This is a genomic window from Mesorhizobium sp. B264B1B (genome assembly GCF_020165765.1).
GTDB lineage: Bacteria > Pseudomonadota > Alphaproteobacteria > Rhizobiales > Rhizobiaceae > Mesorhizobium.
The window spans coordinates 390,038-414,409 of the sequence record NZ_JAIUIS010000001.1 but is presented as its reverse complement, the minus strand read 5'-3'; the positions used below and the strand labels follow the sequence as shown (position 1 = coordinate 414,409).

The following is a 24,372-nucleotide window of genomic DNA, read 5'->3' as shown; positions in this document are numbered from 1 at the left end:
AGCCCTTGCCGGTCCATCGAGGAGATGAGCGAAAAGATCGCTGCCGGCCTGTCGCCCGTGGAAATCATGGAGGGTTGCCTCGATCGCATCCAGGAACTGAATGAACACATCAAGGCGATGATATTCGTGGCCGAAGCTGATGCCCTGGACGCCGCGCTTCAGGCCACGCGCGAAATCAGATCCGGTCACAGGCGCGGTCCGCTGCATGGCGTGCCGATCGCGGTCAAAGACGTTATCGATGTCGAGGATTGGCCGACAACGGCTGGCTCCCGGTTGTTTCGGGACCACGTCGCGACGGAAACGGCAACATGCATTGCCAATCTTCAGGCGGCCGGCGCCATCATCATCGGCAAGACGAACCTGCACGAACTGTGCGTCGGCGGTCATGACAACCCTTGGTTCGGCAAGGTCGCCAACCCGCTTGATCCGGACCGTGGGACAGGTGGCACGAGCAGCGGGTCGGCCGCAGCGGTCGCGGCCGGTTTTTGCCTGGCAGCGGTTGGCACGGACAGCGGCGGGTCAAACCGATCCCCGGCTGCTGCAACCGGCTTGTTCGGTTACAAGCCGACGAATGATCTGATCGCCGTACAGGGCGTCATGAGCATAGCGCCTTCGCTGGACTGCGTCGGCGTTCTTGCACGCTCGGTCAGGGACGTTCGCCTGGTGACCGAGGCGCTTGCCGGAAAACGGCTCGCCCCGTCGGCAAGCGGGGGCAGCAAAACGACAACGGGCATCACGATCGGCATCTGCCCCGAACTGCTTGGCGCTCACGTCGACACGTCAGTCGATATCGCGTTGGCTACCATGCTCGATCGTCCTGAAGTGCGCACGGTCGAGATCACCTTCGACGACAGGGAGGCGTTCGTTGCCGCGGGACTGACAATCCTCCAATGTGAGTTCGCGCGAATCTACCGCAATGCAATCGAGCAGAAGCCGGACATGGTCGGCGACGCGGTTCACTCATTCCTGCAGGGCGGCATTCGCATCCATGCCGGCGCCTATGATAGCGCCATCGAAATCCGTAACGGCGTGCGAGGCCGGTTTCTGGAGAAAATCGCGGGCCTGGACGCTTTTGCCATTCCTACGGCGCCTGGATCGGCGCCGCGGCTTTCCGACGAACTTACCGAGGTGAATGGGGAAATGGTGCCGTGGGGACTGGCCGGCGGCCGCTTCCGCCGCTGGGCAAATATGCTTGGCATGCCGGCGTTGGCTATTCCTTTGCCGGTTCCTGACGGGCTTCCGGTGTCGGTGCAACTGGCCGCAGGTCCGGGTCAGGACGCCGGTTTGCTCGATCTCGCCGAAATGTTGACAAGCAACTGAAATCAGTTCCGCCAAATCGCTGAAAGTTCATAACCTCCAGGAATAAACTTCCTTCGCGCGCCTCTTGGAACATCCGACCCTTCCCATTAATCTTGGCGTTCGCAGCTCGCTGTTTCGGCACAGCGATCCAGCTGCCTGGCAAGGTAAGCGGGCATGAAATTTGGCGAAAAGGACACCGTCACGAAGGAGGCAGAGTTTACGCCTCGCGAGATCGAGGTCTTCGCTTCGGTCATGCTGCATGGAACGACCACCAAGGCGGCCGACGCACTTGACATCACGCAGCCGGCTGTCAGCAAGATGCTCCAGCAACTCAGCGAGAAGGCGGATTTCCAGCTGTTCAGGAAAAGCCGGCAGCGGCTGATCCCCACTCCTGAAGCGCACATGCTCTATGCCGAGGTGAAGCGCGTTTTCGAGTCCGCGCGCGGCATCTCGCGCGCCGCGAGGGAGATACGCGAGCTACGAAGTGGCAGGTTGAATATCTGCGCGCTCCCGGCCTTCGGGTCCACGCTGCTGCCATCCATCATCACGAGCTTCTCAAAACAGCATCCATCCGTGTCGATTTCCCTGGATATCCGCAGCTCCGCCACGGTGGTGCAGCGGGCGAGCCGCAATCAGCTCGACATCGGAATAGGCGTAACGGCATCGGACGAGAATTCTTCAATCGTCAGGCGAGCGCTGACAGCGACCCCACCGGTTTGCGTCATGCCGGCGGGTCACCGTCTGGCCGAGCTCGACGTGGTGCAGGCAGAAGATCTCGACGGTCTCGACTTCATCTCGATGGGCTCCGCTGATCCGATGCGGCAGCAGCTCGATGCCTTGTGCGAAGAACGCGGAGTGGGACGTCTGTTGAAGATAGAGGCCAGTCTGTCCAGTGCGTGCATCGCCCTTGTCGCGTCCGGGGCGGGCGTGAGCGTCGTCGACAGGCTTTCGGCGTGGCTGGCACGCGACCTGCCGATCGAGATCAGGGATTTCCGGCCACGTCTCGATCTGAACCTCAGCGTCTACCGGCCTTGGGGTGTCATTGCATCGACGGCGGCGGACGCCTTCACCGAGCATCTTATCCAGACGACGCGAAGCTTTATGAACGGCGTAGAGGCAGGAATCACCGCCCTGGGTCCTCGCCGCCAGGCCGACAGAACTGTTTTCATTCACCGCTGAAAGCCTCTAGCGGAGCGGCAGGCATTCGAACAGGCGGCCGATATCGGCTTCGTCATTGTAGACATGCGGCGACACGCGCATCTTCGTGCCGCGCAGCGTGACGTGCACGTCAGCCCGCTTCAGCTCTTGTGCCGCATTCGGCGCGAGACGGCCCCCTATGTCGAGGATCGCGATATGGGGCGTTGGGTGTCGCGGACGCGCGACCGGCAGCCCTCTGCTTTCCGCCTGCGCCCAGACAAGCTCATTAAGGTGACGCAGGCGCTCAAACACGCGCCCGACGGTCCAGCCGCGGATGAGCTTCATTGCGGCGATTGCGATGGGCAGGACCGCGAAATCGGAGCGTTCCCCCATGTCGAACCGCCGCGCGCCGGGAAGAAACTCGGCCACGGCCACCTTGTAGAAGTCCGATTTGTCCCCGCCCATCCGGTTCCATGAATGATGCTCCAGAGTGCGCCCCTCTGTGTGCCAACGCCGGTCGGCGTAAAGGAATGCGAGGCGATATGGCCCCAGAAGGAACTTGTAGGTGGCAAAGACGAGAAAGTCCGGTCGGACGCGCCGGACATCGAAGGGTATCGCGCCAACCCACTGGGTTCCGTCAACGACAAGACTGGCGCCCGCTGCCCGTGTGGCGGCGGCCACCGCCTCCAGGTCGATCGCCACGCCCTCGAACCAATGCACCAGCGTCCCCGCAACGACCGCGATGGGACGGCTCGAGTCTTGGATTGCCGATACGATCGCGCTGGTCCAGTCGCCGTCGGCTGGTTGCGGGACGATATCAACGCAGGCGCCGGCGCGTTGCGCGAGGTCATACCAGACATATCTGTGCGAGGTGTGTTCGTTCTCCATCAGAAGGATGGCCGAACCTGCCGCAACCAAAACGTTGGCGGCTGCGATAGCCATGCCATAGCTGGTGGCGGCCACAATGGCGATCTCATCGGCATCGGCGCCCACCATTGATGCGGCGAGCTGCCGCGCCTCTTCCACCTCGTCGTAATAAGAGGCGATGGTCATTTTCCAGGGTTCGGCTTTCACCCTGACGCCGGCCTCGCCGGCCGCGACGGCGGCGGTCGGGATCGGAGACATGTATGCGACATCCAGATAAGCTGTCTCGCGGGGAATGGAGAAGAGATCTCGTTGGCAGCTCAGCATGGCATCACAACCTGAAATCAATTGAGGTGCCGAGTCCGGCGTTGCGGGCGGAGATATAGACAAGATTGGCAAGCTCGATGTCTTGCGCGGGAACGCCGAGAGACCGGAAAAGCGTGATCTGATCGTCGCCAGTGCGGCCGGGTTTCGCACCTGCCAGCACGTCGCCGACCTCGCCACGGATATGATCGACGCCGATCACGCCGGTTTCAATCGCCTCGATCAGTTCTCCCGCGGCCGTCAGCGCCATAGGCAGGTAGTCGACCCAGATCTGCGCTCTGCGCACACAGTCGAGGTCGAGCTCGCGGCATGAAGCGACGCTCGCCCCGACCGCATTGATATGGACACCAGGCGGAAGCCATTCGCCGCACAGCACCGGCTTTTCGGAAGATGTCGTGGTGCAGATGATGTCGGCCTCGCGAACGGCCTCGCCAGGGTCGCGATGTGCCTTCGCCTGGAATCCGGCGGCTGACTGCTCCTCGGCGAAGTGCTGCGCCTTTGCAAAGTCGCGACCCCAAACATGGATCGCATGGATCGGCCGGACGTCCGCAATAGCCGCGACATGCCGGCGCGCTTGCTCGCCATATCCGAACAGTGTCAGCGTGGTGCTGTCTTCGCGCGAAAGTGCCCTCGTCGCGACAGCACTGGCCGCCGCGGTCCGCCAAGCCGTAAGCTCTCCCCCGTCGATCAAGGCTACAGGCCGTCCATGATCCTTGTCGAACAGGAAGACACCGCCGCGATGAGACGCGAACCCATGCGCGAAATTGTCAGGAAACACGGAAAGCACCTTCCCCCCGAACAGCGGCCGGTCATCCAGCGCAGCATACATAAGCGACAGACAACTCCCGGCCGCACCCGGCAGCTCAAGTGTGCGCCTGATCTGCTGGCGCGCCATGCCGCTCGATGTTTTGCGCAGTGCGGCCTCGGTCGCTTCAAGAGCCAGGGATAGGCTCAAAATGTCCCGGATCGCGTTCTTGTCGATCAGGAGGAATTCCGGCTCGCCACTCACCGTGCAGTCTCTTCCATTCCGCGATCCCCGATGCGCCGATAAGCGTAGCATTGCTCTCGCAAACGGTTGCGCCCGAATTTGATAACTTCGCACGAGAAGTTGCCCGTGCGGGCTAATGGGCCGACCTGGGCAGCCGCAGATGGCTGGGACATTGGTTCATAACTTTTGGCCATGAACGGCAGCGACCAGTTCAATTGACCGCAGTTGGCACCCATTGCAATGTTTTCAGGCATCCGAGGATGTTGTGCGGGGTTGCAAACACATCGCAGGCGCCGATCGAATTAAGAAGAGCGGCGTCAGCAGTACTGTCAAGAACTCCAGCAACATCTCTCAACGATATAGCGGCATTTGCATCGATTCGTCTTTCAGAGATTACTCGTATCGGATGACGTCATTAGCCCGGGAATTTTTGGAGGTCATCTTTATGCGTGTCGTGGTCATTGGTTCCGGTATCGTCGGCAGTTCCGCCGCCTATGAATGCGCCAAGGCGGGAGCAAGCGTCGTCGTGCTGGAGGCCGGACGGATAGCAGGCGGCACGTCGGCGGTAAGCTTTGCCTGGACAAATGCGACGACCAAGCAGCCCCGGCCGTATTTCGATCTGAACGTCTCGGGAATGCGCGCCCATCTTGAACTCAAGCGCGACTTCGGCGTCGCTCCCTGGTTCACCCAGACCGGCAGTTTCGATTGGCGAACAGTGCCGGAGTCGATGGACGATTATTTCGAGAACTTCAGGCAGATGAAGGAATGGGGCTACGGCGTCGAGTGGATCGAGAAGAAGCGCGTCGCCGAGATGGAGCCCGATATCGATGTCTCTGCCTTCGGCGATTGTCCAATCTCCTACTATCCGGAAGAAGGCTGGGTCGATCCGGTGCTCTACTCGGCCTGGCTTTTGCGGGCGGCGAAGGAGCGCTGGGGAGCACAGGTCAGACTCGGTTCCCGCGTGACCGAGATCGAGACCGAAAGCGGGCGCGTACGGGCAGTTCGGACGGCGAACGGAGACCGACACCCTGCGGATGCCGTCGTGAGCTGCACCGGCGGCTGGTCTAGTGAGAGGCTCGGCGATGCCCAGGGTATTCCACTTTCCTCGACCATAGGCGTGCTCGCCTTCACCCCGCCGGTGGCCTTGACGCTCCGCAGCCAGCTGCATGCCGACGATCTGGATATCCGTCCCGACGGAGCGGGCCGCATCATGATCCATAAGGTCTCGGTGGACATGACCCTGGAGAAGCCGGAGGTGCTCAGCCCTGCCGGGAACGAGGCGGCGACGCTCCTGGATGCGGCGACCAAGGTCCTGTCTTCGCTCCGCGACGCAGGTGTGGAAGCCATTCGCACGACGGTCCGGCCGTTCCCGGAGGACGGCTACACCTGTGCCGGCGCCATGCCGGATATCGTCGGCCACTACATGGCCGTAACGCACAGTGGTGTGACCATCGGCCCGCAATTGGGCAAGGTGGTCGCCGACGAAGTCGTGCGCGGCAAAATCCATGACGAAATGGAAACGTTTCGTCCGCAACGCTTCTTCCAGGCCCACGCCCAGCGCTCCGCTGTCGCGCACGTCTGATCCCGCTCAGCAGACCGCTGGATTGCGTACGGCGGCCTGCTTTTGACCAACGCAACCAGGGGCCTCCGCCATGGGGAACATCGAACGATTCGACAAGAACGAACGGCTTAGCCGTATCGTCGTTCACAACGGCACGGCCTATCTCTCGGGCTTGACGGCCGATGACAAGAAAACCGGCACGTCTGACCAGACGAAGGAGATATTGGAAAAGGCGGATCGCCTTCTGGCGAGCGTCGGTTCGGATAGATCGAAGCTGCTGTTCGCGCAGATCTGGTTGAGGGATGTCGAAGACTTCGACGCGATGAACAAGGCTTGGGTCACATGGCTCGACGGCGTGGAGCCCCCGGCACGCGCCACGGTCGGGGCGAGCTTCGCCTTGCCCGAGATCCGTGTCGAGATCCAGCTTACCGCAGCGATTTGACACGTCGCCCGCCACGTCCAGGCCAGCGAGTCCAATCAGATTCGTCAGGGACATGCTTGCGCACCGGCCTTCGCGGCGCGATAGATGCGGCGGTTTGGGGAGGAATCATGCGAAAAGTCCTGGCATCGGCATTGCTGCTGGCGGCTGCGGCGTTCGCGACCGGCGCTCATGCGCTGGACAGCAGCGGCACACCCGTCGTCGTGACACCCCTCGCCTCGCGCACGACCACCGCTTCCGGCCAGCCGATCACGCTGCCGCAGAAGAACGTGCAGGTGCTGGTGTCGACCTACGACATAGCGCCGGGCGCGACCTTGCCGGTGCACAAGCATCCGTTCCCGCGCTACGCCTATGTCGAGGCCGGCACGTTGAAGGTCACCAATGTCGAGACCGGCAACAGCAACACCTACAAGACTGGCGATTTCATCATCGAGATGATCGGGCAGTGGCATCAGGCCACCAATATCGGTGAAGGCCCGGTCAAGCTGCTGGTGATCGACCAGGTCGAGGAAGGCACCAAGAACACGGTTTTGCGCCAGTAAGCCACCGCTGCTCCGGCTCCTCGAACTGTCTCGCCACGGGAGCGCGCCGCGTTAAGCGTTGGCCCAGCTCTTCACATCCGGTTCCGCACGACCGGGCTGACGATGCTACGCCGGTTGCCCGCCTTACCGGCGGAACCGGATTCCCCCCGTTGGGTTTTTCGCGAAATCCCTTTGCTTGGTGAATGCCTTTTCCTGGAGCAAACTCCCTGCCGGGGCTCAAGGAGCAGAAATGAGAGCACGAACAGCGACGGTCGGCGATCTGGAAGACGTGTTTCGCCATTTGTCCAAGCGGATGTCCGACGAATACATCGCCGCGGGCAAGGACAGCAAGGTCGCCTACGACAATCTGATGATGAACCTGAAGGAGGGCCGCGCCCATGCCCTTGTCGACAGCGACGGGACCGTAGCAATCGTCGCCTGGCACGAGCATGGCGACGCCGCGGACACGCTGTTCGCGGCGCGCGAGGGCTTTTTCAGGGCCGCGACCGTGCGTTTCTGCAGGCGGCATATCAGGCAGATCCAGGCGCTCGCCGGCAATCTCCCTATTCACTCCCGCAGTTGGCTCACGGGACCGGAAATCGCAAAATGGTTTCGCACCATCGGCTATGTCGAACGCGGCGAGGAAAATGGCGCCAAACTGTTCGAATTGCCGCCGGCCGCGACCCGGCCGGGCTAGGCAAGCAGGTTTGGTGCACCGCGAGTCCAGCCGCCATTGCACCGTGGCACGGCTCGCCTTCGCGCGGCCTTAGCCCCAGGCGCCGACCATTTGGCGTGTCGTGGCGTTCAGCCGGTTGAAGGCGTTGATCACGGCGATCTGGATGACGAGCCCGGCAAGCGCCTTTTCGTCATAGTGCCGGGCGGCCTCGTCCCATACCTCGTCCGTCACGGCATTCGTTCTGTCGGCCAGCCTTGTGCCGGCTTCGGCAAGGGCAAGCGCGGCGCGTTCGGCATCGGTGAAGTACGGCGTCTCCCGCCAGGCCGACAAGGCAAAGATGCGTTCGTCCTTCTCGCCAGCCTTCTTGAGTTCGCGCGCATGCATGTCGACGCAAACCGAGCAGCCATTGATCTGGCTGGCGCGCAGATGGACGAGCTTGCGCGTCACATAGGGCAAATCGGCCGCCTCGGTCGACTTGTCCAGCGCCAGCAGCGCCTGCAGGGCGCCGGGGATGAGCATCACGGGGTTCTTGAGCCTGGCTTCCATGGTCTTTCTCCGTTTGAAACCTTTGAACATGGCGCGGTTTGCCATGCCCGGAAGCGGCGCATCCGGGAGACTTGTTGTGGTTCGCCGGCCATGGCGACCGGTTGGTCGAGGAGAGTCGGCTCAGCCTTGCTTCGCAGCCACCTGCTCAAGTCGCTCAAGAATACGCGGCCAGCCGCTTCCCATGCCGACATATCCACGCTCATCGGCCGGCCGGAACCCCGAGTGCTCCATCCGCACCCGGGTCGCCGCGCCCTCAGGCGTGAGCGACCAGGTCACCACGGTTTTCAGTCCGCTGTCGGATTCGCTTCCGTCGCCCCAGCTATAGGCAAGCAGGCGTGGCGCCTCGACTTTCAGCACGACGCAGTTCGTCACCCCGGACCAGCCCGGTACCGGTGAAGCGCGGAAGGTGAAGCGGTGCCCCTCTTGCGGCGCGAAGTCATTCTGCATGAGCCATTCTGCGACGAGTTCGGGCACCGTCAGCGCACGCCAGATCTTCTCCGCCGAATGCGGAATCAGTCGTTCAACGACGATCGATTTGGTCTGTGTCATGCCGTGCTCCTCTTAGTCGTCGTCGAGCCACCGCTCGCGATCAATAACTCGATGGCTATGGGTTAACTCATAACCATGTAGTTATAAGACTGTCAAGCAGGGAAATGCCCCCTGGTCCAATGCGCCGTGCCGTTCCTGCTTTCGCGCCCGCCGCGCGGGTGCTACGGGCTTCTCACAACATCATGGACAGGATCACACCTTGACTGAAGAAGCCCGCCCGCCGCTGATCGAAATCTGTGTCGAGGGCATTGATGGCCTTCTGGCCGCACAGGCCGGCGGCGCCGACAGGGTCGAACTGTGCGCCAGCCTCGTCGAAGGCGGCATCACGCCGAGCTTGGGAACCGTGCGCGCCGCGCTCGACCAGGCGATTGTGCCGTTCCATGTCATGGTGCGGCCGCGTGGCGGCGATTTTCTCTACAGCGAAACCGAGTACCGTTCGATGCTGGCCGACGTAGCCGCCCTGCGCGACCTCGGCGTGCCCGGCGTGGTGTTCGGCTGCCTCACCGCCGAAGGCACCATCGACGAGCGCCGCATGAGCGAACTGACGGAGGCCGCCGGCGGCCTTAACGTCACGTGTCACCGCGCTTTCGACATGACGCGCGACCCGGCCGAGGCTTTGGAAGCGCTGATCCGTTGCAAGGTCGGCCGCGTGCTGACCAGCGGCCAACGCGACACGGCGATGGAGGGCCTGTCGCTGTTGGCGGACCTGGTGCGACAGGGGGGCGACCGCATCGTCATTCTCGGCTGCGGCGGGCTCGATCTCGGCAACATTGCCGAGGTGCGGCAAAGGACCGGACTGTCCGAAATGCATTTCGCCGTCCTTAAGGACGTGCCCAGCGCCATGCGCTACCGCAATCCCAAGGTCGGCATGGGCGGCTCCGATCTCTACCGCGAGTATCGCAATACGCTCACCGATACGCCGCTTGTGGCAGCGACGATCGCGGCGGCCAAGGCATGACCGCCCTCTCCCCGATCAGCCGTGTCAGGCAAAGCGACGAAGCGGCCATACTCGCGCTCAACAACGAGCATGCCGCCGAATTGTCGTGGCTTGAGCCCGAGCGCCTGTCTTTCCTGCTTGGCGAGGCGTTCTATGCGCGCCGCATCGGCGCGCTCGAAGCCTTCATCATGACCTTCGATCAAGGGGCTCGGTACGACAGTCCGAATTTTCTCTGGTTTCGCGAACGCTACGAGCGCTTCGTCTATGTCGATCGCGTCGTGGTGGCGGCGCAAGCTCGTGGCCGCGGCCATGCCCGCCTGCTCTACCAAGACCTGTTCGAGCACGCCACGCGCGCCGGCCATGCACTGGTCACATGCGAGGTCAATGCCGACCCGCCCAACCCGGCTTCGGACGCCTTCCATGCAGCGCTCGGCTTCACCGAGGTCGGCGACGCGGTGATCCATGGCGGCAAGAAGGCGGTGCGCTACTACGTCAGGCGGATCATCGCCTGAGCGCTGCTCCTTTCCAGGTCTCTGCCACTACTGGAACAACGCCGCTGCACTGACCAGCGTCGTCCAGAACCCCCACAACAGCGGGATGCCGACCAGCAGCCAGGCAAGGACCAATTTGACAGAATTGCTGTTGTCTTGCGCCATGATCACTCTCCTTACGCTGCAGCCGGTTCGGCCTTCATGTGGAACCGTGCATCCACCGGCCGCATCATCAGGTTGAGCAGGAAACCGACGACGAGCAGGCCGGCCATGATGTACATGGTGACCGTGTAGGCATCGGCCTTCGCTACTCCTGCATCGATCTGGTACTGCCTGATGTAGTTGACCAGGACCGGCCCCAGCACGCCCGCCACTGACCACGCCGTCAGCAGGCGGCCATGGATGGCACCGACATACCGCACGCCGAAGACATCGCGCAGATAGGCCGGAATGGTGGAAAAGCCGCCGCCATACATGCTCAAGATGACGCCATAGAACAGCACGAACAGGAACACGTTGCCCGACTGGCCCGTCCACGGCACCACTGCATAAAGGATCACGCCCAGCACGAAGAAGACCGCGTAGGTCGTCTTGCGGCCGATATAGTCGCTGGTCGACGCCCAGAAGAAGCGGCCGAGCATGTTGAAGATCGATAGCAGGCCGACGAAGCCGGCGGCGGCGGCCGGCGTGATGCGTCCCGGGAACATCTCCTGGCTCATGGCGGAGGCTTGGCCGAGGACGCCGATGCCGGCCGTCACGTTGAGGCACAGCACGCCCCACAACAGCCAGAACTGCGGTGTCTTCAACGCGTCGTCGAGATGGACGTTGGCGGTTGTCACCATCGTGTTTTGTGTCGTCGGCGGCGTCCAGCCGGCCGGACGCCAGCCATCGGGCGGCACCCTGACGATGACAGCGCCGATCAGCATGAAGATGAAGTAGACAATGCCCAGCACGATGAAGGTTTCGGCGACACCGATATGCTGCGGGGTCGAAAACAGCTTCAGCAGATAGACCGAAAGCGGCGAAGCGATGAAGGCTCCGCCGCCAAACCCCATGATCGCCATGCCGGTCGCCATGCCCGGCCGGTCGGGAAACCAGGTGATCAGCGTCTTGACCGGCGAGATGTAACCGAGCCCGAGGCCGATGCCGCCCAGGACGCCGTAGCCGAGATAGATGATCCACAGTTGATGCAAGGTGACGCCGAGCGCCGACACGATGAAACCGCCGCCGAAACAGCAGGCGGCCGCGACCATCGCCTTGCGCGGGCCGACGCGATCCAGCCAACCGCCGCCGAAGGCTGCCGCGAGGCCAAGAAACAGGATCGCGATCGAAAAAATCCAGCCGAGTCCGGTCAGCTTCCAGTCGTCGGGCGCCGAATCGGTGATACCGATCAGTTTCGACATCGGCAGGTTAAAGACGCTGAACGCGTAGGCCTGACCGATGCAAAGATGAATGCACAACGCCGCCGGCGGCACCATCCATCTGCTGAAACCGGGCTCGGCGATCGTGCGCGAGCGGTCGAGCCAGCCGCCAGCGTTTTCCCTGGTCGTTGCCATTCCATCCTCCCATGCAATGCTCCGATTCGAATAAACTAGGCGGAGCACGGGGCGGGACAACAAGGAATAACTGCCATAATACCAATGTCTAAGGACATTGGGCTATCCGGCAAGCAGATCGCCAGGTCACCCCTGGCTATATTAGGACGAACTTACCAAACAAGCTGCCGGACAGGCGGCATCGAGCGAGGCTGACCTTGGCCGCTAGGCAACGCAAGGGAGGGACACTGCGGCGTCACTCACCAGTTGCGGTTCAGCCACTCACGCGACGGCCGCTCGATGACATAATAGCTGCAGAGCGCGCAGGCAAAGACCCCAGCCAGCATCAGCCATGGGTCGCTGCCTCGCTCATAGACGAATTTGTAGAATGGCTGCTGCCACAGATAGAGCGAATAGGACCATAGACCCAACGTCGCCATAGGCCAGGACGACAGCAGTCCAGAAAACAATCTCGTGCTGAAATCGAGAGCGTTGACGGCAAGCGCCAGGAGCGGCACGGCGACCAGATAGTGGATCGGGGTTGGTACCGGGTCCATGAACAGAAGCACCGCCGAGATGGCCGCCGCCACCGCCACATAAGGGCCCTTCAACAGGGCCGGCAGCTTGCCGTCGGTCTTCAGCAGGCAGATGGCGGCCGACAGCAGGATCGACGCAATATGCACGTCGGTGCGCCAGTATGTGGTCTCGTAGTCCATGTGCAGGAACCAGTACGAAACCGCACCGTTTGCCATGGCCAGCACCGCCAGCACCAGGAGCAGCGGGATGACGCGGCTACGGCTTGCGACAAGTGCGCTGATCGCTGCCAGGATGATGTAGGCATGCTCTTCGACACAGAGCGACCAGATGTGGTCGAGCGCGCCGGCGCGGTTCACGAGAATTCCGGCATAGTTGTAGGTGAATGTCAGCGCCGTCAGCGCCGCCTTCCATTTGAAGGCGACGAACGTGCCCGACAGCGCAATCATCGAAACGATCACGAACACCAGCAGCGCGGGATAGATGCGGGAGAAGCGGCGCTTGAAGAATTTCTTCAGCGGGTAGCGCTCGACGAACAGGATCTCGGCCATCAGCCGGCCGCTGAGCACGAAGAAGAATTCGACGCCCAGTACGCCGAGATTGATCCCTGCAACGGGAAAGAAATGGCCAATGAGCACCAGCGCGATCGAAAGTCCGCGCCAGCCGTCGAGATAGGCCAGTCTTGTCCTGGCGGATCTGTCGGCGACGGATCTTGGCGGCACAACATGCGTCGCGGAGATGTCGGTCATGCCGCTCCCTTCGCATTGAAACATGCGAATAGGGTCGCAGGTCGTGATGAACACTCCGAACCCGGCTCGCGTTTGATCGCCGGCATAGTGCAGTGCAATATCGCTTTGTGCAAGTGCGAGATTGCCACAATGCGCCCATCTGCGGAAAAGGGGCGAGAAGTCCCTCTCCTGCCTGACAGGAGCAGGAAGGAATCAGGCGTTGGCGGCGGCCACCGCGCGCTTAGCCATGACCGCGACCAGATTGGCACGGTAGTCGGCGGAAGCGTGGATATCGCTCATCAGCTTGGTCGCCGGCACCTTGACGCCGTCGAGCGCCGAAGCCACGAAGTCCTTCGCGAGCGCGGCCTCGATCTCCTTCGAGCGGAAGACGCCATCGTCGCCGGCCCCGGTCACGGCCACCCTGACGCCGTCCTCACCCTTGGCCACGAACACGCCGACAATGGCGTAGCGGGAGGCCGGATTGCGGAATTTTTTATAGGCTGCCTTTGCCGGTGCGGTGAAGGTGACGGCCGTGAGGATTTCGCCGTCCTCCAGCGCCGTCTCGAACAGGCCTGTGAAGAACTTGTCGGCCGCGATCTGGCGCGTGTTGGTAATGATGGTGGCATTTAGCGCCAGCATGGCCGCTGGATAATCGGCCGCAGGGTCGTTGTTGGCGATCGAGCCGCCGATCGTGCCCCTATAGCGCACTGCCGGATCGCCGATCAGCGATGCCAGATGCGCGAGCGCCGGGCAGGCCTGTTTCAACCTGTCGTCGCTGGCAACATCGAAATGCGTGGTGGCGGCGCCGATCGTGACCGTCCTGCCGGACACTGTCACCCCTTGCAACTCCTTGATCCGCGACAGGTCGACGACATCGGAGGGGGCCGCCAGCCGCGTCTTCATGGCCGGGATCAGGGTCATGCCGCCCGACAGCAACTTGGCGTCGCCGCCCGTGACGAGCTTCGCGGCATCGGCGACTGAGGCGGCGCGGTGGTAATTGACTGCGTACATTGTCTCTCTCCCTTTGGGAAAGAGCGAATAGGGAATAGCGAGTAGCGAATAGGACCTTCCCTTCGCATCACGCTTTTCCCCTACTCGCTACTCCCTATTCGCTATTCGCTTTTCAATGCTTCGCCGCACGGATCGCGGCCCACACCGTAGACGGCGAAGCCGGCATGGCGATGTCAGAGATTCCTATGGCGTCGGTGATGGCGTTGATCACCGCCGGCGGCGAGCCGATAGCGCCGGCCTCGCCGCAGCCCTTGATGCCGAGCGGATTGCCCGGACACGGCGTGTTCGAGGTCGAGACCTTGAACGAAGGCAGGTCATCCGCACGCGGCATGGTATAGTCCATGTAGCTCGCTGTCAGAAGCTGGCCGTCGGCATCATAGTGGGCGCCTTCGAGCAGTGCCTGGCCGATGCCCTGCGCGATGCCGCCATGCACCTGGCCCTCGACGATCATCGGGTTGATGATGTTGCCGAAATCGTCGGCCGCGACGAACTGGATAATCTCGGTCGTTCCGGTCTCCGGATCGATCTCGACCTCGCAGATGTAGCAGCCGGCCGGAAAGGTGAAATTGGACGGGTCGTAAAACGCCGTCTCCTTCAATCCCGGCTCCATGCCACCGGGCAAATTATGAGCGGTATAGGCCGCCAGCGCCATCTGGAACCACGGCACGTTTTTGTCGGTGCCGGCGACCTTCAGCGTGCCGTTCTCGATGACGATGTCGCCCTCGTCGGCCTCGAGCAGGTGCGCCGCGATCTTCTTGGCCTTGGCCTCGACCTTGTCCAGCGCCTTGGCAATCGCCGACATTCCGACCGCGCCCGAGCGCGAGCCGTAGGTACCCATACCCATCTGCACCTTGTCAGTGTCGCCATGGACGATCGAGACGCTGTCGATCGGCACCCCAAACCGTTCGTTGACCAGTTGCGCGAAGGTCGTCTCATGGCCCTGGCCATGGCTGTGCGAGCCGGTCAGCACCTCGATGGTGCCGGCGGCATTGACGCGCACCTCGGCCGATTCCCAAAGGCCGACGCCGGCGCCGAGCGAGCCCACCGCGGCCGACGGCGCCAGGCCGCATGCTTCGATGTAGCAGCTCATGCCGATGCCGCGCAGCTTGCCGTTCCTGGCGGCCTCCGCCTTGCGTCCGGCAAAGCCGGCATAGTCGGCGGCCTCCATCGCCGCGTCGAGCGAGGCGCCATAGTCGCCGGCGTCATAGTTCATGATGACCGGCGTCTGGTGCGGAAACGTGGTGATGAAGTTGGTCCGCCGAAGCTCCGCCGGCGAGACGCCGAGTTCCCGCGCCGCGGTCTCCATCGTGCGCTCGATGAGATAGGTGGCTTCGGGCCGCCCTGCCCCCCTATAGGCATCGACCGGTGCCGTGTTGGTGTAGACCGTGCGGACATTGGCGTGGATCGCCGGGATATCGTACTGGCCCGACAGCAGCGTCGCGTAGAGATAGGTCGGCACGCAGGACGAGAACAGCGACATGTAGGCGCCGAGATTGGCCAACGTGTCGACCTTGAGACCGGTGATCCTGTTGTTCTTGTCGAAGGCCATTTCCACTGTCGAGACATGATCGCGGCCATGCGCATCGGAGAGGAAGCTCTCGGTGCGGTCGGCCACCCATTTCACCGGCACGCCGGTTTTCTTGGACGCCCACAGGCAGACGATCTCTTCGGGATAGATATAGATCTTGGAGCCGAAACCGCCGCCGACATCGGGCGCGATGACGCGCAATTTGTTTTCCGGCGCGATGTTGTAGAAGGCGCTCATCACCAGCCGGGCGACATGCGGGTTTTGCGAGGTCGTCCAGCAGGTATAGTGGTCTTCTGCCCTGTCGTAGTGGCCCAGCGCTGCCCGCGGCTCCATGGCGTTGGGCACCAGCCGGTTGTTGACGATTTTCATGCGGGTGACGTGGGAAGCCGCCTTGATCGCCGCGTCGGTCGCCTTGGCGTCGCCGATCTCCCAGTCGAAGATCAGATTGTTTTCGGCTTCCGGATGGAGTTGCGGAGCGCCCTTTTCGAGCGCCTTCGTCGCATCCACCACCGCCTCGAGTTCATTGTAGGTGATCTCGACCGCTTCGGCGGCGTCGCGCGCCTGCCCCTTGGTGTCGGCGACCACGACGACGACTGCATCGCCGACATAGCGAACCTTGTCGAACGCCAGCGGAGACCAGGCTCCCATCTTCATCGGGGAGCCGTCCTTGGAATGGATCATCCAGCCGCAGATGAGATTGCCGATACCATCGGCCTTCAGCTCCTTGCCGGTCAGCACGCCGATGACGCCCGGCATGGCTTGAGCCTTGTCGACGTCGATCTTCACGATCTGGGCATGCGCGTGCGGGCTGCGCACGAAGGCCGCATGCTTCATGCCGGGCACCACCATGTCGTCGACATAGCGACCGGCGCCGGTGATGAACCGCTTGTCTTCTTTGCGCGCCACGCTAGCGCCAACACCTTCAATGCCCATCAGAAATTCCTCCCGAAATAGTGAGTAGGAAGTAGTGAGTGGTGGAGATCGGCGCCGGTTCGTACCGACTACTCACTACTCAACTTTTCTCACGCCGCTTGCCTGACCTTGCCGCTCATCCCCTCCGATGCGGCGAGGATCGCCTTGACGATGTTGTGGTAGCCGGTGCAGCGACAGATGTTGCCCTCGAGCTCTGCGCGCACCGTCGCTTCGTCGAGGCCTTCGGGGTGGCGCTTGATCATGTCGGTCGCCGTCATGATCATGCCCGGCGTGCAGAAGCCGCATTGCAGTCCGTGATGCTCCTTGAACGCCGTCTGCACGGGATGCAGGTCGGCACCATTGGCAAGCCCCTCGATCGTCACCACGCTCGATCCGGACGCCTGCACCGCGAGCATCGTGCAGGATTTCACCGCCTTGCCGTCGACATGGACGACGCAGGCGCCGCATTGCGAGGTGTCGCAACCGACATGGGTACCGGTGAGACCGAGATTCTCCCGCAAGAAGTGAACCAGCAGCGTCCGGTCCTCGGCCGCACCGCGGACCTGTTTTCCGTTCACCATCAACGAAACGTCCGACATGAATCCTCCCTGGGTATCACCTTGGTCATCACGCTGCCGACGCGGTGTTGGCTTCGGCCATGCGTTATTCGTACACCGCACAAGCCGTAAAAAACAGCGCAGCGCAAAGCCGGATCATTGTACTTTCGGCCATGGCAGGGCGAAACACGCATTGCCCTCGCCCCATTGCCAAAATGCCGATTGGCGGCAACAATGGCTTTCGACGTTGGCGCGCAAGAAGCACATAAACAGCCGTGCACAGGCAGCGTCGGAGGAAATGCGGGAGAACGTCGCTGACCGTTTCACGGACGCGCTACGCATGCGGTTTGTCGGCGCTGACCACGGACGAGCCCGACCCGGACGTCTTCGCACGCGCGGTGGCGGCGGAGGCGGCCGCCATCGAGGCCGGCTTCGCCCTGTTGTTCTTTTCCCAGCGCCTTGTCGAGGCCGGCGCCCTTTCGCGCGCAATCGCGGCCCATGCGCCGGCGCTACACTACGCCGGCTGCTCGACCGCCGGCGAAATCACGCCGCAGGGCCTCGAGGAGGGCCATATCCTCGCCATGCTGCTCCCTTCGGCGTCGTTTACCGCGGTCAGCACCACGGTCGACAACCTGTCGTCATCGGGCTTGGACAGGGTCACTGGTGATGTCGAGGATCTGCGACGCACGCTGCATGGGCGCATCGGCGGCGAGCGGGCTGGGAACACCTTCGCGCTCTGTTTCATCGACGGACTGTCCTATGCCGAGGAAGCTGTGAGTTCAGCCATCCATTGGGGCCTCGACGACATTCCGCTGCTCGGCGGTTCCGCCGGTGACGACCTGAAATTCGAGACGACGAGCCTGATCTCCAACGGCAAGGTCACCTCCGACAGCGCCATCATCGTGCTGGTCGCCACGGAAATCCCTTTCCATGTCTTCAAGACCGACAATTTCGTTCCCACCGACGAAAAGCTGGTGGTCACCGCGTCCGATCCCGATCACCGCATCGTGCGCGAGTTCAATGCCACCAATGCGGCCGAGGAATATGCCGCTTCGGTCGGCATCGTCGCGCAGACGCTGACACCGCTGAGCTTCGCCTCGCATCCGGTGGTGGTGAAGGTAGGCGGTGAATATTACTGCCGCTCCATCCAGAAGATGCATGCGGACGGCTCGCTGTCGTTCTTCTGCGCCATCGACGATGGTGTCGTGCTGTCGATCGCCCAACCCAAGGACATGGTGGAATCGACCCGCGCGGCTCTGCTCGACGTCGAGGCGAGGCTTGGCGGCATCGACATGATCATCGGCTTCGACTGTGTCCTGCGCCGGCTGGATGCGCGCAACCGCCAGGTCTTTCGCGAGATTTCCGAACTCTACCGGGTCAACAACGTCATCGGCTTCGGCACCTATGGCGAACAATACCGGTCGATGCATCTCAACCAGACCTTCACCGGCATCGCCTTCGGCGAGCGCCCGGCCGCCGAGTGAGCGCTGCCGTGCCCCTCAAGGACATAGACGATCCCGACAGGCTGAAGAAGATCAACGCTGCGCTGGTCAGCCGCGTCGAGCGCTCGATGGACCAGCAAGGCAACGCCTTCTCGCTGTTCCAGACCGCGATCTCACTGGAAAGCAGGGTACGCGCCCGCACCGAGGAACTGCACTCGACCTTGCGGCGGCTGGAACAATCGAACATCGACCTCAGCGCCGCCAAGGAAAATGCCGAGCAGGCGAACCTGTCCAAGACCCGCTTTCTCGCGGCGGCCAGCCACGACGTGCTGCAGCCGTTGAATGCGGCGCATCTGTCCGTCTCCGCCCTTGCCGAAGTGCAGACCAGCGACGAGGGCCGGAAACTGGTACGGCAGGTCGAGCGCTCGCTGGAGACGATGGAGGACCTGCTGCGCACGCTGCTCGACATCTCCAAGCTCGATGCGGGTGTGGTCCAGCCCGACATTGGCGACGTCAGCCTGGAGGCGCTGTTCTCGTCGCTGCGGTCGGATTTCCAGCCTGTGGCCGAACTGAAAGGCCTGTCGCTGAAATTCCGCGCCGTCAACGCCGTGGTTCGCTCCGATCGCACGCTGCTGCGCCGCATCCTGCAGAACATCCTCTCCAATGCGCTGGGCTACACCCGCTCGGGCGGTGTCCTTGTCGGCACCAGGCACCGCGGCGATGCCATCCGCATCGATGTCGCCGACACCGGCTGCGGCATTCCCGACGACCAGCGCGAGGCGGTGTTCGAGGAATTTCATCGCGGCATCATGCCTGCCAATGCCGAACTCGCCGGCGGCGGCCTCGGCCTTGGGCTGGCCATCGTGCGGCGCATCGCCGGCGCGCTCGGCCATCCCGTGACGTTTTCCTCGAAGGTCGGTCGCGGCACGATTTTTCACATCGATGTCCCCGTCGGCATCGGTGCCACGGCGGACGCCGTCGCCAGCGCTGCAAGCCTGGAGCGGCCGCGCGGCTATGGCTTGTTCGGCACCAAGGTTCTGCTGGTCGAGAACGATGTCGAGGTGCTGCAGGCGATGACCTCGTTGCTCGAACGCTGGCAATGCCTGGTGCGCGCCGCGACCTCGACCGACGACGCGCTCGACATGCTCGGCGACACGGACTGGGTGCCCGACATCGTCATAGCCGACCAGCATCTCGACGGCGGCGATCTCGGCACCGCCACCATATCGAAGGTCCGCCGCTATCTCGGCCGCGCGGTGCCGGCGCTGATCGTCACCGCCGACAGTTCCGAAGCCGTCGCCAAGGCGGCGCGGGCCGGCGGCATCGAGTTGATGCGCAAGCCGCTCAAGCCCGCGCAACTAAGGGCGCTGCTGGCACATCTGCTGGCTTAGACCTGCCCCTCAAAACCCCGCCTGATCCCTGAAAAGCTCCGCATTATCAAGCTTCGAAACCTCGATCACCGCTTGCGTGCGGCTGTAGACGTTGAGCTTGCGCAGGATCTCCGAAACGTGCGCCTTGACCGTGGTCTCGCCCACTTGCAGCTCATAGGCGATCTGCTTGTTGAGCAGGCCCTGGCGCAGCATCTGCAACACGCGCAACTGCTGCGGCGTCAATGTCGAAAGGCGCTGCACCATGTCGGCGCGGTCGGTGCTGTCGGCGTCGGGCGGGCGGCCCTCATAACTTTCCGGAACATAGATGGCGCCTTCCATAACCGAGCGTATAGCGTTGGCCAGATCGCTCTTGCGCGCCGATTTCGGGATGAAGCCGGCAGCACCGTAGGACAGCGCCTCGGAGATGATCTTGGGCTCCTCGTAACCGGACACGATGACCACGGGCAGGCGCGGATAGCGGGTCCGAAGCTGCAGCAACCCCTCGAAGCCGTGCACCCCGGGCATGCTGAGATCGAGCAGGGCAAGGTCGAACGGCTTTGTCCCGGCCAGCAGGTCGAGTGCCTCGGCGATCGAGCGCGCCTCCACCGTGTCGACCTCGGGATAGGCCATCTGCACGGCGCTGTGCAGCGCCTCGCGAAACAGCGGATGATCGTCGATGATCAGGAACCGGGCGCTGTCAGTGGCTGCTGTCATGTGGCTCGTTTCGGTTTGCCGGCCGCAGCATAATCCCGCGACCATGGCCGACTTATTGGCAAATAGTCTATCCCAACGGAGGATGCATCGCCGCGAAAGTGATGGAAACTCCGGATTCCTTATACGGGCCGGCAAGCCAATGCTTTATGAAAAGCGACGCCTTGCCCGACCCCTTAATTCGGCCGAAGGTGCCCGCGACCCCGACATCCAACAGCAGAGACAGACCATGACCGCCTTTGTCCTCCCCGCTCCGCCAACGCCCTCGGTCGCGGTGGCCGGCTCGAACGAACGATTTGCGGTGCGCCGCATCTTTTGCGTCGGGCGCAACTACGCCGCGCATATCAGGGAGTTCGGCAATGACGAGCGCGATCCACCCTTCTTCTTCACCAAGCCCGCCGATGCGGTGGCCGACTCCGGCGCCACGATCCCCTACCCGCCGCTGACGACCAACCTGCACCATGAGATCGAACTGGTGGCCGCGATCGGCAAGCCGGGCTTCCGCATCCCGCGCGCCCAGGCGCTGGATCATGTCTGGGGCTATGCCGTCGGCATCGACCTCACCCGCCGCGATCTCCAGGACGAAGCCAAGAAAGCGGCGCGGCCCTGGGACTGGTCGAAGGCTTTCGACCGCTCCGCGCCGTGCGGTCCTCTGGTTCCCGCGCAAAAATCCGGCCATCCGAGCCAAGGCCGTATCTGGCTGGCCGTCGACGGCAAGGTCCGGCAGGACGCCGACCTCGCCGAGTTGATCTGGCCGATCTCCGACATCGTCTCGATCTGCAGCGAAGGCATGGAATTGCAGCCAGGCGACCTCATCTTCACCGGCACGCCGGCCGGCGTCGGCGCGGTCAACCCTGGGGAGACGATGACCGGCGGCGTCGACGGCATCGGCACGATCGAAGTGACCATCGGCCAGCCAAATCGGTGAGTGCATGAGCGACATCGTCCTTCACAACTACTACCGCTCCTCCACCTCCTACAGGGTGCGGATTGCGCTGGAGATGAAGGGGCTGACCTATGACTACGTGCCGCATCACCTGCGCCATGGCGAGCATCTCGAACCGGCCTATCTCGCGGTCAACCCGCAGGGCCTGGTGCCGGCGCTGATCCTGGGCGACGGCACCCTGCTGACGCAATCGCTGGCGATCATCGAATTTCTCGACGAGACGACGCCCGAACCGCCTCTGCTGCCGAAGGACGCAGTTGGGCGCGCCCGTGTCAGGATGCTGGCGCAGATGATTGCCTGCGATATCCATCCGGTGAACAATCTGCGTATCCTGACCGCGCTGCGAACCCTGTTCGGCGCCGGCGACGAGGATGTCGCCAAGTGGTTCCGGCACTGGGTCAAAGAGGGTTTCAAGCCACTCGAAGACCTGTTGATGGCTTCGCCCGAGACCGGCACCTTCTGCCACGGCGACACGCCGGGGCTGGCCGATATCTGCCTGGCGGCACAAGTCACCAGCAATGCCCGTTTCGGCGTCGATATGGCGCCCTACCCGACGATCTCGCGCATCAACGCCGCTTGCATGGCCCTGCCGGCCTTTCAGAACGCCGCGCCGCAAAACCAGATCGATGCCGAGTAACCTTTTCGGCGACGCGCAGCGTCGCCATCGGCGTATGCCCAAACGGCCGGCTTGTCTGGCGGAATCGATTTCCGCTTGACCGGCCAGGGAATCGGCTATCGTTTCCCGAAGTGCGCGCAAGGTGGAGTTGCCGATGAAAGCCGTCGTCTTCGAAAAATTCGGCGAGGCGCCGACGATCCAGACCGTTCCCGATCCGAAGCCGGCGCCGGACGGCGTCGTCATCAAGGTCGAGGCGACAGGCCTGTGCCGCAGCGATTGGCACGGCTGGATGGGCCATGACGCCGATATCCGCTTGCCGCATGTCCCCGGTCACGAGCTGGCCGGCGTCGTGGTAGCCGCCGGCAAGCAGGTGACCCGCTGGAAGGCTGGCGAGCGCGTCACCGTCCCGTTCGCCGTCGGCTGCGGCCATTGTTTCGAATGCACGTCCGGCAATCACCAGGTCTGCGAGCACCAGTCCCAGCCGGGCTTCAACGCCTGGGGCTCGTTCGCCGAATATGTCGCCATCGAGCACGCCGACACCAACCTCGTGCGCCTGCCCGACGAAATGGAATTCGCCACTGCCGCCAGCCTCGGCTGCCGCTTCGTCACCTCGTTCCGCGCCATCGTCGATCAGGGCCGGGTGACGCCGGGCGAATGGGTGGCGGTGCATGGCTGCGGCGGTGTCGGCCTGTCGGCGATCATGATCGCCAGCGCCATGGGTGCCAATGTCATCGCCATCGACCTCACCGAAGAGAAGCTGGACTTCGCCAGGAAGATCGGCGCGGTGGCGACCATCAACGCGGCGACGACCCCGAACGTCGTCAAGGCGGTCAAGCAGATCACCAATGGCGGCGTGCATATGTCCATGGATGCACTCGGTCATCCCACGACCTCGTTCAATTCGATCGCCAATCTGCGCCGGCGCGGGCGCCATGTGCAGGTCGGCCTGATGCTGGGCGATCACGCCCGCCCGCAGGTGCCGATGGACAAGGTGATCGCGTTCGAACTCGAAATCCTCGGCAGCCACGGCATGCAGGCCTACCGCTACCCCGCGATGATGGAGATGATCCGCACCGGCAAGCTGAAACCCGAGCTTCTGGTCGGAAAGAAGATCAGCCTTGAGGAAGCGCCCGCCGCCCTGATGGCGATGGGCGGCTTCGAAGGCATCGGCATCGGTGTGGTGACGAAGTTTTAGCCAGCGGCGCCGGTTGCGGGCCGTGGCAAATCCCGCCTGGCAAACTTTTTGGCGCCGAATACGCACAGCACCACGCCGAGCGTGATGACGACCATCAGGGGGCTGACCTGTTCATGCAGCAGGGACGCCGCCAGGGCGAGGCCAAAGAAGGGCTGCAGCAGTTGCAACTGCCCCACGGCGGCGATGCCGCCTTGCGCGAGGCCGCGATACCAGAACACGAAGCCGATCAGCATGCTGAACAGCGAGACATAGGCAAGCCCGATCCATGCATTGGTCCCGACCGTGGCGAAGGACGGTGGCAGGGTGACCACGGTCAGCACCAGCATGACCGGCAGTGACAGCACCAGCGCCCAGCAGATCACCTGCCAGCCGCCCAGCCTGCGCGACAGCGCGGCGCCTTCTGCGTAGCCCAGGCCGCACACGATGATGGCGGCAAGCATCAGTGCGTCGCCAACGGGTGAGGCCGTCATGCCTTGCGCAAGGGCAAACCCACCCACCAACGCGCTGCCGAGGCATGAGAACAGCCAGAAGGCCGGTCTCGGCCTCTCGCCCCCGCGCAGCACGCCGAAGATCGCGGTCGCCAGCGGCAGCAAGCCGACGAAGATGATGGAATGAGCAGAGGTGACATGCTTCAGCGCCAAGGCTGTCAGCAAGGGAAAGCCGACCACCACACCCAACGCGACGATGACAAGCGACATCAGGTCATGACGTTCCGGGCGCTTCTCGCGGAAGACGAGCAGCAGCGCGAGGCCAAGCAAAGCTGCTATCACCGCGCGCGCCGACGTCAGGAATGTCGGATCGAGATCCATCACCGCCACGCGCGTTGCCGGCAAGGAGCCGCTGAAAATCAACACGCCGATGAATCCGCTCACCCAGCCGCTCGTCGTCTTGTCCATTGCAGGCACTCCATCCGTTGCGCCCTCTATCGGGCCCATACCCATGGCGTCACCAGAGA

General features: G+C 63.0%; 24 protein-coding genes. 13 read left to right on the top strand and 11 right to left on the bottom strand.

Going from position 1 to position 24,372, the window contains the following annotated elements:
* The first annotated feature begins 24 nt into the window (after positions 1-24).
* Positions 25-1,320, top strand: a complete 1,296-nt coding sequence (locus tag LB547_RS01915) for an amidase (protein ID WP_181178014.1) — start codon at positions 25-27, stop codon at positions 1,318-1,320.
* 153 nt (positions 1,321-1,473) lie between these two features.
* Positions 1,474-2,478 (top strand): LysR substrate-binding domain-containing protein, encoded by a 1,005-nt coding sequence (locus LB547_RS01910; protein WP_140495740.1) that lies wholly within the window; start codon positions 1,474-1,476, stop codon positions 2,476-2,478.
* Between the two features lie 6 nt (positions 2,479-2,484).
* Here the strand turns inward: LB547_RS01910 and LB547_RS01905 are convergent, their stop codons facing one another.
* Together LB547_RS01905 and LB547_RS01900 are read right to left on the bottom strand one after the other, a co-directional pair.
* Positions 2,485-3,489 (bottom strand): aminotransferase class V-fold PLP-dependent enzyme, encoded by a 1,005-nt coding sequence (locus tag LB547_RS01905; protein ID WP_224519170.1) that lies wholly within the window; start codon positions 3,487-3,489, stop codon positions 2,485-2,487.
* Positions 3,490-3,631: 142 nt separating this feature from the next.
* Complete coding sequence (locus LB547_RS01900) at positions 3,632-4,633, bottom strand: ornithine cyclodeaminase family protein (protein WP_181175287.1); 1,002 nt, start codon at positions 4,631-4,633, stop codon at positions 3,632-3,634.
* 214 nt (positions 4,634-4,847) lie between these two features.
* On the opposite strand from LB547_RS01900, the gene LB547_RS01895 reads away from it, so the two are divergent.
* The 4 genes from LB547_RS01895 (at position 4,848) to LB547_RS01880 (ending at position 7,830) form a co-directional block, all read left to right on the top strand.
* On the top strand, positions 4,848-6,194 hold the full coding sequence (locus LB547_RS01895) for an NAD(P)/FAD-dependent oxidoreductase (RefSeq protein ID WP_224655884.1): 1,347 nt from the start codon (positions 4,848-4,850) through the stop codon (positions 6,192-6,194).
* A 70-nt stretch (positions 6,195-6,264) separates the two neighbouring features.
* Positions 6,265-6,615, top strand: coding sequence for a RidA family protein (locus tag LB547_RS01890; protein ID WP_140517162.1), 351 nt, complete (start codon positions 6,265-6,267; stop codon positions 6,613-6,615).
* Positions 6,616-6,722: 107 nt separating this feature from the next.
* Positions 6,723-7,154 carry a cupin domain-containing protein gene (locus LB547_RS01885; RefSeq protein WP_140495738.1) on the top strand — a complete coding sequence of 144 codons (432 nt, stop codon included), beginning with the start codon at positions 6,723-6,725 and terminating at the stop codon, positions 7,152-7,154.
* Positions 7,155-7,383: 229 nt separating this feature from the next.
* Complete coding sequence (locus LB547_RS01880; protein ID WP_140495737.1) at positions 7,384-7,830, top strand: hypothetical protein; 447 nt, start codon at positions 7,384-7,386, stop codon at positions 7,828-7,830.
* A gap of 69 nt (positions 7,831-7,899) precedes the next feature.
* Here LB547_RS01880 and LB547_RS01875 read toward each other — a convergent pair whose 3' ends face one another.
* The gene (locus tag LB547_RS01875; RefSeq protein WP_140762781.1) at positions 7,900-8,355 is read right to left on the bottom strand and encodes a carboxymuconolactone decarboxylase family protein; all 456 of its coding nucleotides are present in this window, start codon (positions 8,353-8,355) and stop codon (positions 7,900-7,902) included.
* A 120-nt stretch (positions 8,356-8,475) separates the two neighbouring features.
* Positions 8,476-8,904 (bottom strand): SRPBCC family protein, encoded by a 429-nt coding sequence (locus tag LB547_RS01870; protein ID WP_140495735.1) that lies wholly within the window; start codon positions 8,902-8,904, stop codon positions 8,476-8,478.
* Between the two features lie 199 nt (positions 8,905-9,103).
* On the opposite strand from LB547_RS01870, the gene LB547_RS01865 reads away from it, so the two are divergent.
* Both LB547_RS01865 and LB547_RS01860 read left to right on the top strand, forming a co-directional pair.
* Positions 9,104-9,862 (top strand): copper homeostasis protein CutC, encoded by a 759-nt coding sequence (locus tag LB547_RS01865; RefSeq protein ID WP_140762778.1) that lies wholly within the window; start codon positions 9,104-9,106, stop codon positions 9,860-9,862.
* The gene (locus LB547_RS01860) at positions 9,859-10,353 is read left to right on the top strand and encodes a GNAT family N-acetyltransferase (RefSeq protein WP_140495733.1); all 495 of its coding nucleotides are present in this window, start codon (positions 9,859-9,861) and stop codon (positions 10,351-10,353) included. Before LB547_RS01865 ends, LB547_RS01860 begins: the two co-directional genes overlap by 4 nt.
* Positions 10,354-10,508: 155 nt before the next feature.
* On the opposite strand, the gene LB547_RS01855 is transcribed toward LB547_RS01860, so the two are convergent.
* The 5 genes from LB547_RS01855 to LB547_RS01835 form a co-directional block, all read right to left on the bottom strand.
* Entirely contained in the window at positions 10,509-11,888 is a 1,380-nt protein-coding gene (locus tag LB547_RS01855) for an OFA family MFS transporter (protein WP_140495731.1), read from the bottom strand.
* 239 nt (positions 11,889-12,127) lie between these two features.
* Positions 12,128-13,150, bottom strand: a complete 1,023-nt coding sequence (locus tag LB547_RS01850) for an acyltransferase family protein (RefSeq protein ID WP_140762775.1) — start codon at positions 13,148-13,150, stop codon at positions 12,128-12,130.
* 192 nt (positions 13,151-13,342) lie between these two features.
* The gene (locus tag LB547_RS01845; RefSeq protein WP_140521051.1) at positions 13,343-14,140 is read right to left on the bottom strand and encodes an FAD binding domain-containing protein; all 798 of its coding nucleotides are present in this window, start codon (positions 14,138-14,140) and stop codon (positions 13,343-13,345) included.
* Positions 14,141-14,252: 112 nt separating this feature from the next.
* Positions 14,253-16,601: a xanthine dehydrogenase family protein molybdopterin-binding subunit gene (locus tag LB547_RS01840; protein WP_140762772.1), complete on the bottom strand. Its 2,349-nt coding sequence runs from the start codon at positions 16,599-16,601 to the stop codon at positions 14,253-14,255.
* A gap of 89 nt (positions 16,602-16,690) precedes the next feature.
* Entirely contained in the window at positions 16,691-17,179 is a 489-nt protein-coding gene (locus LB547_RS01835; protein WP_140495727.1) for a (2Fe-2S)-binding protein, read from the bottom strand.
* Positions 17,180-17,484: 305 nt separating this feature from the next.
* Here LB547_RS01835 and LB547_RS01830 point away from each other — a divergent pair, with 305 nt between their 5' ends.
* Together LB547_RS01830 and LB547_RS01825 are read left to right on the top strand one after the other, a co-directional pair.
* Positions 17,485-18,621, top strand: coding sequence for an FIST signal transduction protein (locus tag LB547_RS01830; RefSeq protein WP_140656516.1), 1,137 nt, complete (start codon positions 17,485-17,487; stop codon positions 18,619-18,621).
* An 8-nt stretch (positions 18,622-18,629) separates the two neighbouring features.
* On the top strand, positions 18,630-19,970 hold the full coding sequence (locus LB547_RS01825) for a hybrid sensor histidine kinase/response regulator (protein WP_140495725.1): 1,341 nt from the start codon (positions 18,630-18,632) through the stop codon (positions 19,968-19,970).
* A gap of 9 nt (positions 19,971-19,979) precedes the next feature.
* Here the strand turns inward: LB547_RS01825 and LB547_RS01820 are convergent, their stop codons facing one another.
* Positions 19,980-20,663: a response regulator gene (locus LB547_RS01820; protein WP_140762770.1), complete on the bottom strand. Its 684-nt coding sequence runs from the start codon at positions 20,661-20,663 to the stop codon at positions 19,980-19,982.
* A 226-nt stretch (positions 20,664-20,889) separates the two neighbouring features.
* Between LB547_RS01820 and LB547_RS01815 the strand changes: the two genes are divergently transcribed.
* From LB547_RS01815 to LB547_RS01805, 3 genes are all read left to right on the top strand, one after another.
* A complete protein-coding gene (locus LB547_RS01815) occupies positions 20,890-21,588 on the top strand; it encodes a fumarylacetoacetate hydrolase family protein (RefSeq protein ID WP_140517182.1) in 699 nt (232 codons plus the stop codon).
* Between the two features lie 4 nt (positions 21,589-21,592).
* Positions 21,593-22,243 (top strand): maleylacetoacetate isomerase, encoded by a 651-nt coding sequence (gene maiA, locus LB547_RS01810; RefSeq protein ID WP_140517184.1) that lies wholly within the window; start codon positions 21,593-21,595, stop codon positions 22,241-22,243.
* 133 nt (positions 22,244-22,376) lie between these two features.
* Entirely contained in the window at positions 22,377-23,417 is a 1,041-nt protein-coding gene (locus tag LB547_RS01805; protein ID WP_140495721.1) for a zinc-dependent alcohol dehydrogenase family protein, read from the top strand.
* On the opposite strand, the gene LB547_RS01800 is transcribed toward LB547_RS01805, so the two are convergent.
* Positions 23,414-24,313, bottom strand: coding sequence for a DMT family transporter (locus tag LB547_RS01800; RefSeq protein WP_140521057.1), 900 nt, complete (start codon positions 24,311-24,313; stop codon positions 23,414-23,416). The genes LB547_RS01805 and LB547_RS01800 overlap by 4 nt on opposite strands.
* Between the last annotated feature and the right edge of the window lie 59 nt (positions 24,314-24,372).

Bases quoted from the DNA above. Each gene is read 5' to 3' on its own strand.
- LB547_RS01915 (WP_181178014.1), top strand. From the start codon at position 25: ATGAGCGAAAAGATCGCTGCCGGCCTGTCGCCCGTGGAAATCATGGAG.
- LB547_RS01910 (WP_140495740.1), top strand. From the start codon at position 1,474: ATGAAATTTGGCGAAAAGGACACCGTCACGAAGGAGGCAGAGTTTACG.
- LB547_RS01905 (WP_224519170.1), bottom strand. From the start codon at position 3,489: ATGACCATCGCCTCTTATTACGACGAGGTGGAAGAGGCGCGGCAGCTC.
- LB547_RS01890 (WP_140517162.1), top strand. From the start codon at position 6,265: ATGGGGAACATCGAACGATTCGACAAGAACGAACGGCTTAGCCGTATC.
- LB547_RS01885 (WP_140495738.1), top strand. From the start codon at position 6,723: ATGCGAAAAGTCCTGGCATCGGCATTGCTGCTGGCGGCTGCGGCGTTC.
- LB547_RS01880 (WP_140495737.1), top strand. From the start codon at position 7,384: ATGAGAGCACGAACAGCGACGGTCGGCGATCTGGAAGACGTGTTTCGC.
- LB547_RS01875 (WP_140762781.1), bottom strand. From the start codon at position 8,355: ATGGAAGCCAGGCTCAAGAACCCCGTGATGCTCATCCCCGGCGCCCTG.
- LB547_RS01870 (WP_140495735.1), bottom strand. From the start codon at position 8,904: ATGACACAGACCAAATCGATCGTCGTTGAACGACTGATTCCGCATTCG.
- LB547_RS01860 (WP_140495733.1), top strand. From the start codon at position 9,859: ATGACCGCCCTCTCCCCGATCAGCCGTGTCAGGCAAAGCGACGAAGCG.
- LB547_RS01855 (WP_140495731.1), bottom strand. From the start codon at position 11,888: ATGGCAACGACCAGGGAAAACGCTGGCGGCTGGCTCGACCGCTCGCGC.
- LB547_RS01850 (WP_140762775.1), bottom strand. From the start codon at position 13,150: ATGACCGACATCTCCGCGACGCATGTTGTGCCGCCAAGATCCGTCGCC.
- LB547_RS01845 (WP_140521051.1), bottom strand. From the start codon at position 14,140: ATGTACGCAGTCAATTACCACCGCGCCGCCTCAGTCGCCGATGCCGCG.
- LB547_RS01840 (WP_140762772.1), bottom strand. From the start codon at position 16,601: ATGGGCATTGAAGGTGTTGGCGCTAGCGTGGCGCGCAAAGAAGACAAG.
- LB547_RS01835 (WP_140495727.1), bottom strand. From the start codon at position 17,179: ATGTCGGACGTTTCGTTGATGGTGAACGGAAAACAGGTCCGCGGTGCG.
- LB547_RS01820 (WP_140762770.1), bottom strand. From the start codon at position 20,663: ATGACAGCAGCCACTGACAGCGCCCGGTTCCTGATCATCGACGATCAT.
- LB547_RS01815 (WP_140517182.1), top strand. From the start codon at position 20,890: ATGACCGCCTTTGTCCTCCCCGCTCCGCCAACGCCCTCGGTCGCGGTG.
- maiA (WP_140517184.1), top strand. From the start codon at position 21,593: ATGAGCGACATCGTCCTTCACAACTACTACCGCTCCTCCACCTCCTAC.
- LB547_RS01805 (WP_140495721.1), top strand. From the start codon at position 22,377: ATGAAAGCCGTCGTCTTCGAAAAATTCGGCGAGGCGCCGACGATCCAG.
- LB547_RS01800 (WP_140521057.1), bottom strand. From the start codon at position 24,313: ATGGACAAGACGACGAGCGGCTGGGTGAGCGGATTCATCGGCGTGTTG.